This window comes from Wansuia hejianensis, from assembly GCF_014337215.1.
GTDB classification, from domain to species: Bacteria; Bacillota; Clostridia; order Lachnospirales; family Lachnospiraceae; genus Scatomonas; species Scatomonas hejianensis.
In genome coordinates, this window is record NZ_CP060635.1 from 601,912 (window position 1) to 619,838 (window position 17,927).

The 17,927-nt window shown below is 50.9% G+C and carries 19 protein-coding genes, 1 tRNA gene and 1 riboswitch; of the genes, 17 read left to right on the plus strand and 3 right to left on the minus strand.

Annotated elements, in window-relative coordinates; all coding sequences use genetic code 11:
• Positions 1 to 105: 105 nt before the first annotated feature.
• From H9Q79_RS02810 to H9Q79_RS02835, 6 genes are all read left to right on the plus strand, one after another.
• A complete protein-coding gene (locus tag H9Q79_RS02810) occupies positions 106 to 429 on the plus strand; it encodes a cysteine-rich small domain-containing protein (protein ID WP_118642201.1) in 324 nt (107 codons plus the stop codon).
• A complete protein-coding gene (locus H9Q79_RS02815; RefSeq protein WP_249329150.1) occupies positions 422 to 1,837 on the plus strand; it encodes an MATE family efflux transporter in 1,416 nt (471 codons plus the stop codon). Before H9Q79_RS02810 ends, H9Q79_RS02815 begins: the two co-directional genes overlap by 8 nt.
• On the plus strand, positions 1,827 to 2,645 hold the full coding sequence (locus H9Q79_RS02820; RefSeq protein WP_118642199.1) for an HAD family hydrolase: 819 nt from the start codon (positions 1,827 to 1,829) through the stop codon (positions 2,643 to 2,645). The genes H9Q79_RS02815 and H9Q79_RS02820 overlap by 11 nt, the downstream gene beginning before the upstream one ends.
• A gap of 17 nt (positions 2,646 to 2,662) precedes the next feature.
• Positions 2,663 to 3,436: an arginase family protein gene (locus H9Q79_RS02825; protein WP_249329151.1), complete on the plus strand. Its 774-nt coding sequence runs from the start codon at positions 2,663 to 2,665 to the stop codon at positions 3,434 to 3,436.
• A 173-nt stretch (positions 3,437 to 3,609) separates the two neighbouring features.
• On the plus strand, positions 3,610 to 4,158 hold the full coding sequence (locus H9Q79_RS02830) for a DUF2284 domain-containing protein (RefSeq protein WP_118642195.1): 549 nt from the start codon (positions 3,610 to 3,612) through the stop codon (positions 4,156 to 4,158).
• A 103-nt stretch (positions 4,159 to 4,261) separates the two neighbouring features.
• Complete coding sequence (locus H9Q79_RS02835; protein WP_118642193.1) at positions 4,262 to 5,131, plus strand: DUF2238 domain-containing protein; 870 nt, start codon at positions 4,262 to 4,264, stop codon at positions 5,129 to 5,131.
• A gap of 54 nt (positions 5,132 to 5,185) precedes the next feature.
• Here H9Q79_RS02835 and H9Q79_RS02840 read toward each other — a convergent pair whose 3' ends face one another.
• The gene (locus tag H9Q79_RS02840) at positions 5,186 to 6,373 is read right to left on the minus strand and encodes an MFS transporter (RefSeq protein WP_249329152.1); all 1,188 of its coding nucleotides are present in this window, start codon (positions 6,371 to 6,373) and stop codon (positions 5,186 to 5,188) included.
• Between the two features lie 457 nt (positions 6,374 to 6,830).
• A riboswitch (TPP riboswitch) is annotated at positions 6,831 to 6,937 on the plus strand.
• Positions 6,938 to 7,134: 197 nt separating this feature from the next.
• Here H9Q79_RS02840 and thiC point away from each other — a divergent pair.
• Genes thiC through thiD form a run of 3 tightly spaced genes read left to right on the plus strand, consistent with a single transcriptional unit; the run spans position 7,135 to position 9,892 of the window.
• Positions 7,135 to 8,442, plus strand: a complete 1,308-nt coding sequence (gene thiC / locus H9Q79_RS02845; RefSeq protein WP_118642191.1) for a phosphomethylpyrimidine synthase ThiC — start codon at positions 7,135 to 7,137, stop codon at positions 8,440 to 8,442.
• Positions 8,439 to 9,101: a thiamine phosphate synthase gene (gene thiE, locus H9Q79_RS02850; RefSeq protein WP_249329153.1), complete on the plus strand. Its 663-nt coding sequence runs from the start codon at positions 8,439 to 8,441 to the stop codon at positions 9,099 to 9,101. Before thiC ends, thiE begins: the two co-directional genes overlap by 4 nt.
• Entirely contained in the window at positions 9,098 to 9,892 is a 795-nt protein-coding gene (gene thiD / locus H9Q79_RS02855; protein ID WP_118642189.1) for a bifunctional hydroxymethylpyrimidine kinase/phosphomethylpyrimidine kinase, read from the plus strand. The genes thiE and thiD overlap by 4 nt, the downstream gene beginning before the upstream one ends.
• Here thiD and H9Q79_RS02860 read toward each other — a convergent pair.
• Positions 9,875 to 11,026: a DUF4317 domain-containing protein gene (locus tag H9Q79_RS02860; RefSeq protein WP_118642187.1), complete on the minus strand. Its 1,152-nt coding sequence runs from the start codon at positions 11,024 to 11,026 to the stop codon at positions 9,875 to 9,877. The two genes, thiD and H9Q79_RS02860, sit on opposite strands and share 18 nt — an antisense overlap.
• Positions 11,027 to 11,239: 213 nt before the next feature.
• Between H9Q79_RS02860 and H9Q79_RS02865 the strand changes: the two genes are divergently transcribed.
• The 5 genes from H9Q79_RS02865 (at position 11,240) to H9Q79_RS02885 (ending at position 13,735) form a co-directional block, all read left to right on the plus strand.
• Positions 11,240 to 11,737 carry a hypothetical protein gene (locus H9Q79_RS02865; protein WP_118642185.1) on the plus strand — a complete coding sequence of 166 codons (498 nt, stop codon included), beginning with the start codon at positions 11,240 to 11,242 and terminating at the stop codon, positions 11,735 to 11,737.
• A 68-nt stretch (positions 11,738 to 11,805) separates the two neighbouring features.
• Positions 11,806 to 12,345 (plus strand): hypothetical protein, encoded by a 540-nt coding sequence (locus H9Q79_RS02870; RefSeq protein WP_118642183.1) that lies wholly within the window; start codon positions 11,806 to 11,808, stop codon positions 12,343 to 12,345.
• Positions 12,346 to 12,352: 7 nt separating this feature from the next.
• Complete coding sequence (locus H9Q79_RS02875) at positions 12,353 to 12,850, plus strand: hypothetical protein (RefSeq protein ID WP_118642181.1); 498 nt, start codon at positions 12,353 to 12,355, stop codon at positions 12,848 to 12,850.
• Positions 12,851 to 12,977: 127 nt separating this feature from the next.
• Positions 12,978 to 13,586: a sugar O-acetyltransferase gene (locus tag H9Q79_RS02880; RefSeq protein WP_249329154.1), complete on the plus strand. Its 609-nt coding sequence runs from the start codon at positions 12,978 to 12,980 to the stop codon at positions 13,584 to 13,586.
• A gap of 77 nt (positions 13,587 to 13,663) precedes the next feature.
• Positions 13,664 to 13,735 (plus strand) — tRNA-Glu (locus H9Q79_RS02885).
• Positions 13,736 to 13,807: 72 nt separating this feature from the next.
• Here H9Q79_RS02885 and H9Q79_RS02890 read toward each other — a convergent pair.
• Positions 13,808 to 14,431, minus strand: a complete 624-nt coding sequence (locus H9Q79_RS02890; RefSeq protein WP_118642177.1) for a manganese efflux pump — start codon at positions 14,429 to 14,431, stop codon at positions 13,808 to 13,810.
• Between the two features lie 109 nt (positions 14,432 to 14,540).
• Here H9Q79_RS02890 and H9Q79_RS02895 point away from each other — a divergent pair, with 109 nt between their 5' ends.
• From H9Q79_RS02895 to H9Q79_RS02905, 3 genes are read left to right on the plus strand one after another with little or no spacing between them, the layout of a single operon-like run.
• On the plus strand, positions 14,541 to 15,503 hold the full coding sequence (locus tag H9Q79_RS02895) for a sodium:calcium antiporter (RefSeq protein ID WP_118642175.1): 963 nt from the start codon (positions 14,541 to 14,543) through the stop codon (positions 15,501 to 15,503).
• 52 nt (positions 15,504 to 15,555) lie between these two features.
• Positions 15,556 to 16,845, plus strand: a complete 1,290-nt coding sequence (locus H9Q79_RS02900) for a DNA polymerase Y family protein (RefSeq protein WP_249329155.1) — start codon at positions 15,556 to 15,558, stop codon at positions 16,843 to 16,845.
• A complete protein-coding gene (locus H9Q79_RS02905; RefSeq protein WP_118642173.1) occupies positions 16,829 to 17,923 on the plus strand; it encodes a radical SAM/SPASM domain-containing protein in 1,095 nt (364 codons plus the stop codon). Before H9Q79_RS02900 ends, H9Q79_RS02905 begins: the two co-directional genes overlap by 17 nt.
• The last annotated feature ends 4 nt before the right edge of the window (positions 17,924 to 17,927 follow it).

Genomic DNA, 17,927 nt, shown 5'->3' on the forward strand with positions numbered 1-17,927 from the left:
TTGATAACGTTTATGTTTTGACATTTGACTCGCGCTGTATTATTCTTAATAGTATGGCAGCGCATGGGGCGCTGTCTGATTATGATGCACAGGAGGTGTTGCCAGATGGAAAATTGTTGCCGGTTTTTTGCGAACCGGGACTGTGAGTATTATCCCTGTCATGAAGGTATCGAGGATTTTAACTGTCTTTTTTGTTATTGCCCGTTTTATCTCAGGGAGAAATGTCCGGGGAATCCCAGGTTTTTGAAAACAGAAGAGAAAATTATCAAAGACTGTTCGGGGTGCAATTATCCGCACAGGCCGGAGAGCTATGATATAATTTTGGATTGGATTAAGAAAGAAAATGAAAAAAGGGAATTCAGTGATGAGGTCAGGAAAATAGCGGTTCCTGTCAAACCCAGGAAGAGCAGGGAAGCGTCCGATGAGTAAACAGCGGGTGGGTAATCCTAAAATGAGTAATGAGGTAAATCTGGGACAGGGAAGCGTGGGGAAGCTGCTGCTGAAGCTGGCGGTGCCTTCCATAACGGCGCAGATCATTAACCTTTTATATAACCTCGTGGACAGGATGTATATCGGTCACTTGCCGGAAGTGGGGGCGGCCGCGCTGACGGGAGTCGGCGTTACGCTCTCTGTAATTATGGTCATATCGGCTTTTGCCGCATTGTTCAGCATGGGTGGAGCATCCAGAGCATCAATTATGATGGGAAAGCAGAAAAAAGAGGCGGCAGAGAATATCCTGGGGAATTGTACAACGGCGCTGGTCTGCATTGCCCTGGTTCTGACGGTTGTATTCCAGGTATTCGGCTACCAGGTTCTGATGATGTTCGGGGCCAGTGAGAATACGATCGGTTACGCATGGAGTTATATGCAGATTTATTCCATGGGGACGATCTTTGTTCAGCTGGCGCTTGGGCTGAATGCGTTCATCAATGCCCAGGGCTATGCAAAAACAGGGATGCTCAGCGTCATGATAGGTGCGGGATGCAATATACTGCTGGACCCGATCCTGATGTTCGGTTTTCAGATGGGGGTTCAGGGAGCGGCGGTCGCGACTGTGATTTCGCAGGGGGTATCCTCTGCCTGGGTGCTGTATTTCCTGTGTTCCAGAAAAAGCTTTCTCCGGATCAGGAAGAAATATCTGAAGCTGTCCGGTAAGGTCCTGTGGCCCTGCGTGGCGCTGGGGGCTTCGCCCTTTATCATGCAGTTTACGGAAAGTGCCCTGATTGTCAGCTTTAATGTATCTCTGTATAAATATGGAGGTGACATGGCTGTCGGGGTGATGACAGTGCTGTCCAGCGTCATGCAGTTTGCCATGCTGCCGCTTCAGGGGCTCACCCAGGGGGCGCAGCCAATTGTCAGCTACAATTTCGGGGCAGGGAATATGGAGCGGGTGAAGAAGGCATTTTATTGCCTGCTACGGGCCTGTGTGATTTATTCAACAGTCTTGTGGGGGCTGGCGATGATCGTTCCACAGATGTTCATGCATATGTTCACGCAGAATGCGGAGTATATATCGATGGGAATATGGGCCATGCGGGTATACATGGCAGCCAGCTGTATCTATGGCATTCAGATTGCCTGCCAGCAGACCTTCATAGCGCTGGGAAATGCGAAAGTTTCATTGTTCTTAGCGCTGCTGCGGAAAGTCATTCTGCTCATTCCTCTTATCTTTATCCTGCCGCAGATCATCAGCAACCAGGTGTTTGCGGTATTTCTGGCGGAGCCTGTGGCTGATCTGATTGCGGTGAGCACCACGGCCACGCTATTTTTCAGAAGTCTGAAAAAATTAATGAACGGCAGCAGAGAACTGGCACAAAAGGAGTCATATGAGGAATAAAGTAATATTTTTAGATATTGACGGGACGATGACCAATTTTAAGGGGGAATTCCCCAGATCGGCGGAGATCGCGCTCGAACGGGCAAGAAAGAACGGACACCTGCTGGTACCATGTACGGGAAGGACGAATTCCCAGATATTCCCATGGATGCTGAAGGGTACGTTTGCAGGCCTGATCTCAGGGGCGGGGGCCTATGTGAGGGCAGGAGAACAGGTGGTTTTTCACCATTTTCTCGAACCTGGCCGTCTGACACAGGCTGTAGAGTATTTTGAGACAAAGAGAACGCCCTATTACCTGCAGGCGGTGCAGGCCATCTATACATCCAGGTGGGTGATTGATGAGCGGAACAGGATATTTGCCGGAGATGTTATGGCGGAGGCCGAAAGGGACAGAATGTTCGGCAAAGTCTGTGAAGATATGAATCCCGGTATGCGGACGGATGTGGAAAAGCTGGTCTATTATCAGTCTGAAGAGACAGTGGAGCAGGTAAAAAAAGCTCTGGGCCCTTATTTTTGCGTGACAGCGTCCAGCTTCGAACTGACGAACCAGTCGGATGGGGAAGTTACCTGTGCGGGCATTAACAAGGCGGAAGGGATGAGACGGTATCTGGAGTATTCCGGTATCAGCCGGGAGGATACGCTGGCTATCGGGGACGGTCCAAATGATCTGGAAATGCTTCAATATGCTGCGACGGGAGTAGCTATGGGAAATGCGGCGGATTCCCTGAAAGCCGCTGCCGATCTGGTGACAGGCTGCGTAGATGAAGATGGGCTGTATCAAGCGTTTGAACGGCTGGGGCTGATCTGATGGAAGGCGGAAATTATATGAAGGGTAAGGGGAGTTTGACAGTTCTGAATTTTTCCGGCATCTATGAAAGAGAACCCTGGATGTGCAGCCGGAAAGACTGCTGGATTTCATTTACTGCTCTGGAAGGGACGGACGGTTATTGTACAGAAGAGGCGGCATCAGAAATACGCCGAGTGCTGTCTGATTATACGGGAGGAGGGATACATTTCCTTGACTCAGGCAATTACCATTATGTGACAAAGTTTTGGCTGGAAAAAATCCGGAGCCCCTTTGACCTGGCTGTGTTTGACAGGCACAGCGACCTGCAGCCGCCGGGGCTGCTTCCCCTGACGTCCTGCGGCGGCTGGCTGCTGGAGGTTCTGGAGGAGCAGAAATATTTACAGGATGTGTGGCTGATCGGCCCGCCGGAGGAGGTATATCAGAAGATACCGGAAGCGTATCGTGACCGGGTGAAAATTATCGGTGAACAGGAAGCGGTCCTTGGACAGGGGATGGAGCGGCTTTTGCCTCCGGAAAACAGGCGTCCGGTTTATTTGTCCATTGATAAAGATGTACTGAGAGAGGAAGATGCGCCGACGAACTGGGATCAAGGGAATATGACACTGGAGACTCTTATCAGATGGTTAAGACATATTGGAAGCACCGTGCCGGTGATTGGGGCAGATATCTGCGGGGAATCCGCAGAAAACGGCTCTTTTCCTGAGCTGGCAGAGACCTGCAGGAAGAATGACAAAGTAAACCAAATACTGGCAGACTGTCTGGATAAAATAATTTTTTGTGTAACAGCATGAGCTGTTCCCCCGCCCGTCAGGGCATGTGTTACGGGGTGCCCTGTGGGTATACTTTGTGTAACAGTATATGTGCACTGGTGCAGAGACTGATACAGTGGTAAAATAGGATCAGGAAGTACCGTCTGCATGCAGGCGTGAAGGAATAGAATAGCAATGAGAAAGGATGAATCATTATGGCATTTGAAAAGGAGAATTTGGTCCAGGATGCGATCAAACTGGGATTTTCCCATGCAGGTCTGGCCAGGATTGAGACGTTGAAACCAATGATTGAGGTGCGTGATATGTGCGCGGTGGATAAATGCCACGCCTATGACCGTACATGGACATGTCCTCCGGGCTGCGGAACCATTGAAGAATGTGCGGAACGGATGAAAAAGTACGACTGGGGAATTCTGGTTCAGACCACGGCAGAGCTGGAAGACAGCATGGATTATGAGGGAATGATGGAGGGCCAGGAGCGGCAGAAGGAGAACAGCATTGCATTTTTAAAGGAGCTGAGAGAGATTTATGCAGACGTTCTGCCTCTCTGCAGCGCGGGCTGTGACCTCTGCAAGGAATGCACTTATCCGGAGAAACCCTGCCGTTTTCCGGATAAAGCGCTTTCGGCTATGGAGGGCTATGGACTACTGGTCAGCCAGGTCTGCCAGGATAACGATCTGAAGTATTACTATGGACCAAATACAGTTACATATACAGCGTTGTTTCTGATTAAAGAATCCTGAGCAGCATGATCTCTGGTGTTTAGACTGGCTGGGACAGGAAATGCTGCTTGCAGTTGTATTTCAGAAAGATTGGCGCATGAGAAAGGACAAGTGAGGGAAGTATATGGAGAACGACAAGAAGAAGCCGAGGCCGCTCCGGAAAAAAGAGCTGCGGGAGAATATCAAGAAGAATAAGAAGCTTTTTATCCTGTATATGGTGCTCAGAGGACTGGTTATCCTGGTGATGGTAGCCCAGTTTCTGAATAAGAACTATGAGAATGTGTTTCTATGCCTTTTGACTTTACTGCTGTTTTGCATACCTTCGGTTGTGGAGCTGCGGCTGTCCATAGATATTCCGGATGTCCTGGAAGCAATTATATATATGTTCATTTTTGCAGCAGAAATCTTGGGAGAGATTAATAAATATTATCTGATTTTTCCCCAATGGGATACAATTCTGCACACACTGAACGGGTTCCTGGCGGCAGCCATCGGCTTTTCGCTGGTGAATCTGCTGAATAAGAGTCAGAGGTTCACCTTTCAGCTATCTCCGGTCTTCCTGGCAGTGGTGGCGTTTTGTTTCTCCATGACGATCGGTGTCGTATGGGAATTTTTCGAGTATTTTATGGATATGAATTTTGGGCTGGATATGCAGAAAGATACAGTAGTGCATGCGATCAGCTCTGTAATGCTGAATCCCACAGGTGCGAACCGGCCTGAGGCGATACGCGGGATCACTAGCGTGGTGGTCAACGGACAAGAGCTGGGGTTGGGTGGATATCTGGATATCGGGCTGATCGATACGATGAACGATCTGCTGGTGAATTTCGTCGGCGCGTTTACGTTTTCAGTGATCGGATATTTTTCCCTGAAGCATAAGGGGAAGAAAAACCGGCTCGTGGAGAATCTGGTGCCCACCTGGAAGGATGAGGAAAATGTTCCGGAAAACGACGGTAAGGCCCAGGAGCCTCCGGATGGATATTCCGGAGTTTAATAGAAAAGCAGCAGAGTGTATAGCCTGCTGCTTTTCTAATTGGTAACAGTGGATTCAGCGGCTCTTTGCCTTCAGATTTCTGCAGATCAGAAGTCCGGCCAGCAGAAGAAACGGAAAGATGATGGCCGCCAGAATCCCAAGCCTGAGGTTGTCGCCGGCCATTCCCGATACCATGCCGGCCAGTGTGGGTCCGCCGGAACATCCGGCGTCGCCGGCCAGGGCCAGCAGAGCGAACATGGCGGTACCGCCGCCCCTGATCGAAGCCGCCGCTTTGCTGAAAGTACCCGGCCACAAAATGCCCACCGACAGGCCGCACAGTGCGCAGCCCGCCAGCGCCAGGGCCGGCATTGGCACCAGGGATATGCACAGATAGGAGACGATACATAAAATTGCGCTAAATGACATGAAACGGTCGAGATTTATCCTGTCCCCGCGTTTGCCATAATAAACTCTTGAAAGGCCCATGAGTACGGCAAAGGCCATGGGACCGGCCAGATCTCCCAGGGTTTTACTCATTCCGAGCCCGCTTTCGGCAAAAGTGGATGCCCATTGGCTGACGGCTTGTTCACTCGCACCTGCACATAGCATCATCAGCATCAGAACCCAGAAAATTTTCTTAGAGAACAGCTGTTTTATGGTCAGGCCCTGTTCACCCTCGTCAATCAGTGTGCCGATCGGCGCCCGGGCGAATACGAAAGCATTAACGACCGGAAGGATGGCCCACAGCAGCGCGAGCACTTTCCAGCGGGATATTCCAAATATCTGAAAAAATACAGTAGAGACCAGAACAACTCCCACCAAGCCCCAGCAATAAAAAGAGTGCAGCAGGCTCATGGCCTTCTCTTTATTATCCGTGGGACAGGATTCCATGATCGGACTTACCAGAACTTCAGACAGGCCTCCGCCAACAGCATAGATGACAGTCGCTGCCAGAAGCCCGGCAAATGCGTCAGGACATAAATCGGGCAGTATGGTGAGAGCGATGAGCCCCGCTGCCGAACAGATATGGGAAAAAACGATGGAGGCACGGTATCCGATCCTGTCAAGCAATCCGGCAGACAGGAGGTCGACGGCCAGCTGGATGCCAAAATTGATGGTAATGAGCATAGTTATTTTAGACAGAGGGATTCCATAGCTGCTGTGGAAGGTAAGAAACAGCAGCGGAGCGAAATTATTCACGATAGCCTGCACGATATAGCCGGTAAAGCAGGCGATGATTGTTTTTTTATATCCGTTGTTCATAAATATCTCCTTTAAGGCTGGGAAAATATGTCTTTGCGATTATACCATAAAAGATGGCAGGTTGTCTGCATTTTATTTTGTATGAAAAAGACATTGTAAGCATTCACAGTCTAATTATGCATTGTGTAACAGCGTAGGCTGTTTCCACGTCCCGTCAGGGGCATGAGTTGCGGTATACTCTGGAGTATGGTTTTTGTCGAGGTGGGGGGTGGATACGCGGACGAAAAGCAGCGGGAGACCTCCGCGCTGGTTATATATCTCACTGTTTGGAAGCGGGGACAACCTTCCTCCCGTCCATCGGAAAGGCGGGCAAGGGCGCACTGCTGTCCGCAGTTATGCTGGAGCCGGAAATGATACACATGGCAGAAGACGGTATGGGGAAGCAGGTGAAGAAAAATAGGAAATATTGTATGAAAATCTTGCCGGATTTGTAAAGGTATGTTACAATGAACTCAAATTAAAGACCGCGGGGAGCTTGTGTGCAGGCTGAGAGGAAGTAATCAACTTCGACCCTTATACCTGATTTGGATAATGCCAACGTAGGGAATGTGCAGAAGGAACAACAGCCGTTTTCATTTTGAATTATTCAGAATGAGGACGGCTTTTTATTTTACAGAAAATAGAACTTCTTATAAAGTAAAAAGTCTTTAACAGGATGCACATGACAGGCAAAGAAAAGCTGCAGCACTTCGGCGGAGAGGTGAACCGGCGCAGCGTCAGGAAGAAATTGCGGCCGCCGTACAGGCAGAAAGGATACAATTATGAATGAGCATTATACGACACAGATGGATGCCGCCAGGCAGGGAATTATCACACCACAGATGGAGACTGTCGCCAGGAAAGAGCACAGGCCGCCGGAGGAAATCCGCTCGCTGGTGGCGGAGGGAAAGGTCGCGATCTGCGCTAACAAAAGGCATGTCTGCCTGGACCCTAACGGTGTGGGCTCTATGCTGAGGACAAAGATCAACGTCAATCTGGGAGTTTCCCGTGACTGCAAGGATTATGATGTGGAGATGAAGAAAGTGATGGCAGCGGTGGGTATGGGTGCGGAAGCGATCATGGATCTATCCTCTCATGGCGATACAACGGCGTTCCGCAGAAAGCTCACGGCAGAATGCCCGGCCATGATCGGGACTGTTCCGGTCTATGATTCTGTAATCCATTATCAGAGAGATCTGGCGACGCTTTCGGCGAAGGATTTTATAGATGTGATTCGTCTTCACGCGGAGGACGGCGTAGATTTTGTCACGCTTCACTGCGGGATCACACGGAAAACCATCGAACAGATCCGTAAGCATAAGAGAAAGATGAATATAGTGTCCAGAGGAGGCTCCCTGGTATTTGCATGGATGTGTATGACAGGCGGGGAAAATCCGTTTTATGAATACTATGATGAAATCCTGGAGATCTGCCGGGAATATGATGTGACGATTTCCCTGGGGGATGCCTGCCGTCCTGGATGTCTGGCGGATGCAGGGGATGTCTGCCAGATAGAAGAACTGGTACGCTTGGGCGAGCTGACGAAAAGGGCATGGGAAAAGGATGTCCAGGTCATGGTGGAGGGACCGGGCCACATGGCTCTCGACCAGATCGATGCGAACATGAAGATACAGCAGAGTATCTGCATGGGAGCGCCCTTCTATGTGCTGGGGCCGCTGGTGACAGATATCGCGCCCGGCTATGACCACATCACCTCAGCGATTGGCGGAGCTATGGCTGCCGCGGCAGGGGCCGCTTTCCTGTGTTATGTAACTCCGGCGGAGCATCTGGCGCTGCCAAATGTGGAGGATGTAAAACAGGGTATCATTGCCAGCAAAATTGCGGCCCATGCGGCCGATATCGCCAAGCATATACCTCATGCGAGGGATATTGATGACCGGATGGCGGACGCCCGGCAGAGGCTGGACTGGGAAGGCCAGTGGGAATGTGCCATTGATCCTGAGACGGCGAAAGCTATCCGTGATGACAGAAGCCCGGAACATGAGGATACCTGCTCCATGTGCGGAAAGTTCTGTGCGGTCCGCAGCATGAATAAAGCACTGTCCGGGGAGTACATAGACATTTTATGATGAGCGGGAATGAAATCAGAGAAAATCTTCGGGCATCTCTGCGGCTGTATGGTGTGACTGACAGAAGCTGGCTGCGGGGCGAGACCCTCGTGCAGCAGGTGGAGAAAGCCCTTCAGGGCGGGGTTACCTTCCTGCAGCTCAGGGAAAAGCAGCTGCAGGAAGAGGAATTTTTAGAAGAAGCGTTGAAAATAAGAGAGTTATGCAGCAGGTACCATGTGCCCTTTGTCATCGATGACAATGTGAAGGTCGCCCTGAGATCAGGAGCCGATGGAGTTCATCTGGGTCAGGCGGACATGGGAATTCAGGAAGCGCGCCGGATCCTGGGAGAGGATAAAATCATCGGCCTGTCGGCCAGGACAGTCGGACAGGCGGTGCAGGCTGAAAAGGATGGCGCGGACTACCTGGGGGCAGGAGCAGTCTTCGGAACTTCCACGAAATCCGACGCCATAACTTTGCCAAAAGGGATCCTGAAGGAGATCTGCCGGTCAGTCAGCATTCCGGTGGTGGCCATCGGCGGAATCAACAGCAGCAATCTTCTGGAGCTGAGAGGAACAGGGATTTCCGGAGCAGCGGTGGTATCGGCTATTTTTGCGGCGGAGGACATAGCGGCCGCGGCCAGAAGGCTGAATGTATTGGCGGGGCAGGTGACAGGGCTATGAAGACAGTTTTGACAATCGCAGGCTCAGATTCCTGCGGCGGAGCGGGAATACAGGCAGATCTGAAAACGATTGCGGCCCACGGCCTCTATGGGATGAGTGTTATAACGGCTGTGACCGCCCAGAATACTATAAGAGTTTCAGGAATCCATGTGATTCCGCCGGAATTCGTGGAAAAACAGATGGACGCAGTATTTCAGGATATTTTTCCTGACGCCGTAAAGATAGGGATGCTGTCAGACAGTGAAATGATTCGTGCCGTAGCCGGGCGCCTGAAGGCATACCACCCGAAATGGGTGGTGCTGGACCCGGTAATGGTGTCCACAAGCGGAAACCGACTGATGGATCAGGAGGCCTGTGAGTGCCTGATAAAAGAATTGTTTCCTCTGGCGGATCTGATCACGCCGAATCTTGCGGAAGGAGAAGTGCTGAGTGGCCTGCAGATCACCGGACGGGAGACCATGATCCTGGCGGCAGAGAAAATATCCGGGCTGTCAGGCGGAGGCGTTTTGCTGAAGGGCGGCCATCTGTCAGATTCGGCAGATGACCTGCTGGTGCGGCCGGGAGAAGAGAGACGCTGGTATCCGGGGGAGCGGATTGAGAACCCCAATACTCATGGCACCGGCTGCACCCTTTCATCAGCGGTTGCCTGCGGCCTGGCAGAAGGGCGTTCCCTTCCGGAAAGTGTGGCGATGGCAAAAGAATATGTACAGTGCGCCATCGCCGCGGGGCTGGATCTGGGCAGAGGCAGCGGGCCGCTGGACCACATGTGGCGGTCAGAGCAGATCATCTGACTCTCTGGCCTGGGCGGAGCGGATACGTATGCCGTTGACTTCGACTTCGTCAGTCAGAGGAATCACAAGATATTCCCGCCCGTCGATGATCCGGGTTTCTACCAGATCTGTCCGCTCCGGGCTCACATTAACCGTGATATCCGGTGTCCTGACTTCGAACTTCCGGGTGCTGGCCAGATTGGACGCGATCAGGCTGGCCTGCTCACCGGCCTGGGAATCGAATTCCTCTTCAAAGTGGGTGAGCTGTTCCGGTCCGGCACCGCAATCTGCCAGCAGCCGTTTTACATCGGCCTTGTCCAGCGACAGCGGTTCCGGATCTTCTTTTTTCTCATTGAGGAGGGTGTTCAGATTCTCGTGAAGGGTGCGGGCTATTTCGAAGCCGCATTGTTCTCCGAAGGTTTCCTCGACCACTGTATTGAAGGTCAGTTTCTGATCTTTGGCCGGAAGGGGCATAGCGCATCCCAGCAGCTCTTCCGTAATTTCCGGGTGAAGGTATTCTGCGTTTTTCGAATAGTATAGTGCGCTGTGTAGATCCGTATTCCTGTCGTTAAAAGCCGGGAACAGAAAGCCCAGATCGGGCATCTGGACCATCCAGTCCTGGATCTTGTCGACGATTGTGTTAGAATCCGCGTCGTAGCAAAGTCCTGGTTTGGACAGATTTACGGGACAGATACTGCAGAGCAGGAATTGATATACATAATCGGAAGCGTCGAACATCTCCTGGTTATCCTTTGAACGGGAGGGAATATCATAGCTGCCGTGAATCAGCAGGATCAGGTAGTTTTCCGGATACAGATAAGTGGTGATAACCTTGTCATAGAAAGCGTCCAGCATGACGTCATCCTTGAGTTCACTGTCCCTCAGTGCCAGAAGAGCCTGCTGATGCCCACCGGGCATTTCCTCTTCCAGGGGAAATTCCAGATTCAGAAGGTTCCTGCCGATGGTGCCGGACAGGGTTTTTTTAAAGATATCAATATATTTAAACATTTCTTCATCGGGAAGGGAGAGGAAGGCTTCTCTCATCTCGAGCTTTTTTTCTTTGTGACCATCCACGTAGCAGCCGCAGATCCGGTTGATACGGCAGTTGTCTTTTACAAATAGTTTCCTGATTTCCAAAATTTCTTTTTTATTCATTCATTATATCCTCCAGAGTCGTAATCCTCTTCCAGGTGTCTGAGACGCCCTGTGGGTATTATAGCAGAATTGGCGAAAAAATAAAATATCCGTTTCACGTTCGGATTGTCGGATGTGCTGTAGCGTTCGCTTTGCGATTTTACGAAGATTTAGCCTGGGTAAGATAGAAAATCACATTTTAAAATGCTTAAATAGTCTACAGAGGTGATTGATATGGCAGCGAAAAGGAAAAGTGAACGGTTGTTTGTGGGAATACTGGTGCTCCTGGCAGGAATTTTGCTGGGGGCAGGAATTATACATATGGCGGTTACAAATAACGCCGAAAGCGGAAATTCAGGGGTACAGCTGGATAAAAATGCGGTGAGTTTTTCCGGGAATGCTGACGCAGTGGAGAATGAACAGGTTTCTATCCGTTTTCCGGGCTATCCGGAAATCTCTGTGAGGAGTGAGGAAATGGAAATTCCGATTGTCTTGACAAACCCGGAAGGAAATCCATGCTATTTTCAATTTCGGGTAACGATTGAAGAGACCGGGCAGGAGCTGCTGAATAGCGGTTGGGTGGAACCTGGGAGTGCAATCAGGGGAATCGGGCTTGACGAGGCGCTGGGATCAGGGGATTATCAGCTGCTGATTCAGATCGCGACGGGCTCGCTGAATGACAGGAGCGCCATGAACGGGGGAACGGTTCGAACAGGGCTCCATGTGGAGTGAAAAAGCCTGTCTTTAACCAATGGTTATTTATTATAGAGGCAGAGGTATAATGATCAAGGAGGAAAAAAATGAAGAAATCTAAAGTGTTGGCAATGGTGACGGCAGCGGGCCTGGTTAGCGCTATAAGCCCCCTTTCTGCTTTGGCGGCGGTGGTGAGTGAGGAAACTCCGGACGCCAGCGTACAGCAGCAGGTAACGCTCGAAAAAACGGCTGAAGTGGTGCCTACCTATACGGTTGACGTGCCGGCGCAGGTGGAGATCGGCAAGGATGCTAAGAACCTGAGCTTCTCTATGAACCTGGAGAACCATGACGAATTTATTCCGTCCGGGAAAAAGGTATCTGTGAAAATTGTCAGCGCTGGTTATCCGGGAACTTTGAATAAGTTTGCAGTCTGGGACAGCAGTAAGCTGCAAGAAGCATCTTATGAAATCTACGAAACGGACGCGATGGCCGGCGGAAGATACAGCATAGGAGACGAGGTTGCCAGCTGGACGGGAAGCAACTGGGGAACACAGAACAGAAGAATTAAAGCTGTAGACTATGAAAATATTCAGCCGGGCAGCTACAGTGGCGTCATCAACTACAGCATATCCCTGGAAGATGCGTAAGAGGGGTATGCGGGAATGGACCGCAGCCCTCCTGTTCCTGCTGTGTGCGGCTCTGGGCGCTGTGCCGGCCCGTGCGGCGGAAAATTCCACGGAGATCACGCTGGAAATTCCGGAAAAAGCAGAAGTTTCTGTTGAAATCCGGGGAAACGGGAGTATCACGGCAGAGAATGGTGAGAATACGGAGGTTATCCGTCAGGAAGGCACAGTATTCGTTGAAAAGGGACAGGATGTGGTTTTCAGATTCCACCCGGCAGAAGGAAGCCGGCTGACGAGTGTCCTTTACCAGGGAAAAGAGATAAAAAACCAGATAGAAAAACAGAGTTGGACGTTAAAGAACGTTCAGGAGAGCGGGACAATCGCTGTTATATTTGCCGTTTCATCAGGACAAAATGAGGAGGTTGAAACGGGAGATTACAACCGGTACGCATGCTATGGATTATTGGCGGCCGTGTGTGCCGCCGCTACGGCTATTCTCTGGAGAAAAAAACAGGGGAAGTATTGGTAAAACCAATATTTTCCCTGTTTTATTTGAAGGATGGGCTTTGCTGAAAAAGTAGGACTTGTCAAAATCAAATTTTATTATATAATAAATACATTGAAATTCGGTTAAAACTGAATGGAGGAAAAGTAAAATGAATCAGGAAGAGAGAATGCTAAAGGGACTACCCTATAAAATTACAGAGGACGGGCTGCCGGAAAAGCATCTGGCCGTGCTGCAGAAAATCTATGATTATAACCTGTGCCGCCCGGATGAGACAGAGAAGATGGACCGCCTGATCCGGTCAATACTGGGGAAGACAGGAAAACAGGTGCATGTGGAACCACCCTTCCGCTGTGATTATGGGTTTAATATAGAAGTTGGTGAAAATTTTTATTCTAATTATAATCTGACAATTTTGGACGTGGGTAAGGTAATCATCGGCGATCATACGATGTTCGCTCCCAATGTGTCTATCTATACGGCAGGTCATCCCATTCATCCGGAATCGCGTAACTCCGGATATGAATACGGGATATCAGTCACGATAGGTAATAATGTCTGGCTGGGAGGCAATGTGGTGGTTGTGCCCGGCGTGCATATCGGCAATGACGTGGTAATCGGGGCGGGAAGCGTGGTGACAAAGGATATCCCTGACCGTGTGTTAGATGCCGGGAATCCATGCCGTGTGATCCGGGAAATCACGGAGGAAGATCGGAAGTATTATTACAGAGACCGCGAATTTGACGTGGATGATTATTAACAATATCCTAAATTAGGAGAAAAAAATTAAAAAAGTGCTTGCATTTTTTGTAAAAATGAGGTATTATAATCAAGCACGGTTGATTGGTCAAGCGGTTAAGACGCCGCCCTCTCACGGCGGAAACAGGGGTTCGATTCCCCTATCAACTGCTCAGCAAAAAACAGCAATACAAAGCTATCGTTATTTTAGCCTTGTATTGCTTTTTTTGTTATCCGGATTGGTCAGAATTTCAATATAGCGAGAACGATAAAGAGGAACCCACCGATCCAGGAAAGATCTCTGGGGCAATGTGCGCTGATCTTCCGGCCCAGCAGCAGGCCCATGCAGGTGAACAAAACGCCCATCACAAAAGCGGTAATCACGGTGATCGGAACGGATATTTTCATGAATGCGGCCATTGTCCCGGCGGCAAGGCTGTCGATGGACATGGCGAGGGAAAAGAAAATCACCTCTTTCCAGGTCAGATCATGGCTCTCATCAGCGTCAGCTTCCAGGGGATCGCTGTAGATATTGATAATGAAACGCAGCTGTGAAAATGAAAAACGAATATTTTTATTCAGCTGCCTGTGGCGGCGTAGGTAGCGTTTAATGCTGGAATCTGCCAGCTTCAGGAAGCCCAGAAGCATGAGGCTGATGAAACAGATCCCCCGGGTGAAGCTCTCAGGTATCCAGCTGTCCAGCAGAGTGCCGAACATCAGCGAGACGCCTAAACAGAGGCTGCATATTCCGTTAATCACGGCGATCTGTCCTGCGGAGAGATGCACCTGATTGGTGCCGTACGCGGCGCTGGCAACGAATGTGTCCAGGCATAAGGCAAAAACAAGAAGGAATATATTAAGGAACACGGCTTTTTGCCTTTTTTTCTTATAGTATTCTCTGATTTTGATTTTGCCATATTTTACAGCGGGTGTTCATATATTGTAGAGAATGTTCTGAAGAAAGACGAGGTTGCGGATGACGGTTGGATATAATCTGCTCATGTTTGGATTGGGCCTGGTGCTGCTGATCTGGGGGAGCAGCCTGTTCGTGGACAGTGCGGTGGCTCTGGCGAAGCGATTTCATCTGCCGGAGGTGTTGATCGGGGCTACGATTGTGAGTCTGGGGACGACGCTTCCGGAGGTCCTCTTTTCTACCATGGCCTCTGTAAACGGGCTGCCGGACATGGCATTGGGCAACGCGCTGGGTTCTATACTGTGTAATACAGGGCTGATTGCCGGACTGTTGTTGGTTTTGAGACCTATTATACTGGACGGGCGTTCCGTCAAAAATGTGGTATCCGGAAGCTTTTTCCTGGGAACGGGATTTCTGGTCTATGCCCTGAGCGGGGCGCTGGCGGGAGGTTTGACACGTATATCGGGAGCTTTGCTTCTGGCGGTTTGTGTCTATTTCTTTATCCGGACGGCGAAAAACGGTCAGGAGGAAAATGGGGATTGCGGGCAGATACAGGCTGCGGATCAGCAGCGCTTTGGTGTCACTGATGTCGTTCGTATGATACTGGAGGCAGGTGCGATCTATCTGGGGGCAAGCTTCCTGGTCAGATACGGTCCGGAGCTGGCTCGTTCCCTCGGAGTGCCGGAGGTGATCATATCGCTGACATTTGTAGCGCTGGGAACCTCTCTTCCGGAGCTGGTTACCTCACTGGTGGCTTTGAAAAAGAATCATTCCTCCCTGTCGCTGGGGAACATCATCGGGGCTGATATTCTGAATTTTCTGCTGGTGGGAGGTATTTCAGCGATGATCTGCCCGGCAGGATATCCGGCCAGTATCATGGTGCTGGAGCTTCCCTTTATTTTCCTGTTTCTTGCACTTTTATGTTTACCCTCTGCTGTCAGGAAAAAGGCAGGACGGGTACAGGGGGCGCTGCTGCTGGGCGGTTACCTGCTTTATCTGGCGCTGATGGTAAGGGGACAGATGTAGAGGGTTATCAAAATCATTTCTTTGTGTTATACTGTCACCAGAGGTGGAGAGCATGAATCAGGTTATATTTCATGTGGATGTTAACAGTGCATATTTAAGCTGGTCGGCGATCAAATCCCTGGCCGGAGGCGGCGGAGAAGATTACCGGCAGATTCCCTGTGTGGTGGGCGGAGACGAATCCAAGCGCCATGGGGTCGTGTTGGCGAAGAGCCTTCCGGCGAAGAAGTATGGAATCCGCACGGGTGAGTCCCTGTTCGAGGCCCGGAGAAAATGCCCGGACGTGAAGATCATCAAGCCGGATTTCCCCTGGTATGTGGAAAAGAGCCGTGCCATGATGGCGATCCTGAGCCAGTATTCGCCGGATATCTACAAGTATTCCATTGATGAAGCGTTTCTGGATATGACCGGTATGGAGGGATTGATGGGCAGGCCTGTGGAGGCTGCCTGCCGCCTGAAGGATCAGATCAGGGATGAGTTAGGGTTTACTGTTAATATCGGCGTTTCTTCCAACTATCTGCTGGCAAAGATGGCCTCGGACTTTGAGAAGCCGGACAAGGTGCATACTCTGTTCGCCGGGGAGATCCGGGAGAAAATGTGGCCGCTTCCGGTGAGGGACCTGTTCTCAGTGGGCGGGAGCTCAGAGAAAAAGCTGCTGAAGTACGGGGTCAGAACGATCGGCGAACTGGCGGCAATGGACCGGAAACGGCTGGTTAAGGATATGGGACTCCAGGGAGGCGTCATCTGGGAATATGCCAACGGGATTGAGTCTGTTCCCATCGTTCAGCGGGAGACTAAGGAGAAAAGCTACGGCAACAGCATCACGACTTCTCAGGATATCGGCAGCTGCGAAACGGCCTGCCGGATGCTGATGCCCCTGTGCGAGACGGTCGCCATGCGGCTGCGTCTGGATTCCATGAAAGTGAGTACGGTTACCGTGCAGGTGACAGATTATGATTTTAAAAAGCGCTCCCATCAGAGATCTCTGGGACATGCCACAGATGTGACGGCCGAGATTTATGAGGCCGCCTGCGGACTTATGAGAGAAATGTGGAACGGTACGCCGGTTCGTCTGATCGGAGTATCCGGAGGAAAAGCTGCCAGAGAGGAATACGAGCAGATGTCCCTGTTTCAGGACCCTCAGACGGAAAAACAGAAAAAGCTGGACCGGGCGATGGACAGCCTGAAGCTGCGTTTTGGAGAGGACGCTGTGATCCGGGCGAGCCTGCTGGAGGATAACGGGCGTACCCGCGGGATGGCCAGAGCAAAGATGGAACATAAAATAAAAAAAGCGGGGCCGGAAAGCCGGCGGATAAAGGAGAGACACAATGAAGGAACCATTTGACCTGGAACGCTATTTAACAGCAGGTGTTGAGAACATCGTAAAAGGCGCAATGAAAATTTCGCTGAAGAATCACAGGGAAAGCCTGTTTGTGGCCCGCTATTTGGTGGCCAGCAGGAAGGCAGCCGCACTGCGCCGCAGTGCGGAGGAGCGGGGAGAGCATATACCGCCCTTTCTGATTGCCAGCGTCACGACGGCGTGCAACCTTCACTGTGCGGGCTGCTACGCGAGAGCGAACCATGCCTGCCTGGATACAGAGGCAGAGGGTCAGATGAGTGACGATGACTGGGAAAAGGTCTTCGCTGAGGCGGCGGGCCTGGGCATTGGCTTTATTCTTCTGGCAGGAGGTGAACCGATGCTCCGCCGGGATATCCTGACGTCGGCGGCGAAATTCCAGGAGATCCTGTTCCCCGTTTTTACCAACGGGACGATGTTTGACATGGATTATCTGAAGCTTTTTAACAGAAGCAGGAATCTGCTTCCGGTGCTTAGCATCGAGGGCGGCGAGGACAACACGGATGACAGGAGAGGCCGGGGAATGTACCGCCAGCTGCAGAATACCATGGAGCTGTTACATAAAGACGGGATACTGTTCGGCGCTTCCGTTACAGTGACGAAGGAGAATCTCAGGGAAGTGACAGGCCGGGAGTTTCTTGACAATCTCTGCCACCATGGATGTAAAGCCATATTTTACATAGAGTTTGTGCCTGTAAATTCAAAAGCCAGAGGCATGGCGCCGGAAGAAGAGGAAAGGGAATATATGAATCAGAAGCTTCTGGAGCTTCGGGAGATATACGGAGATATGCTGTTCATTTCCTTTCCGGGAGATGAGAAAAGCTCCGGAGGCTGCCTGGCGGCTGGAAGAGGCTTCTTCCACATCAATGCGTTCGGAGGTGCGGAGCCTTGTCCGTTTTCCCCGTATTCGGATATCAGTGTAAAGGAGTCCTCCATCCGGGAAGCGCTGCAGTCCAGGCTGTTCACAGGGCTGCGGGAGCAGGGGGTTCTGATGGAGGATCATGCGGGAGGATGCGTCCTGTTTGAGAAAAAAGAACAGGTAGAAGCACTCGCCGGCGGTCAGTGAAGGA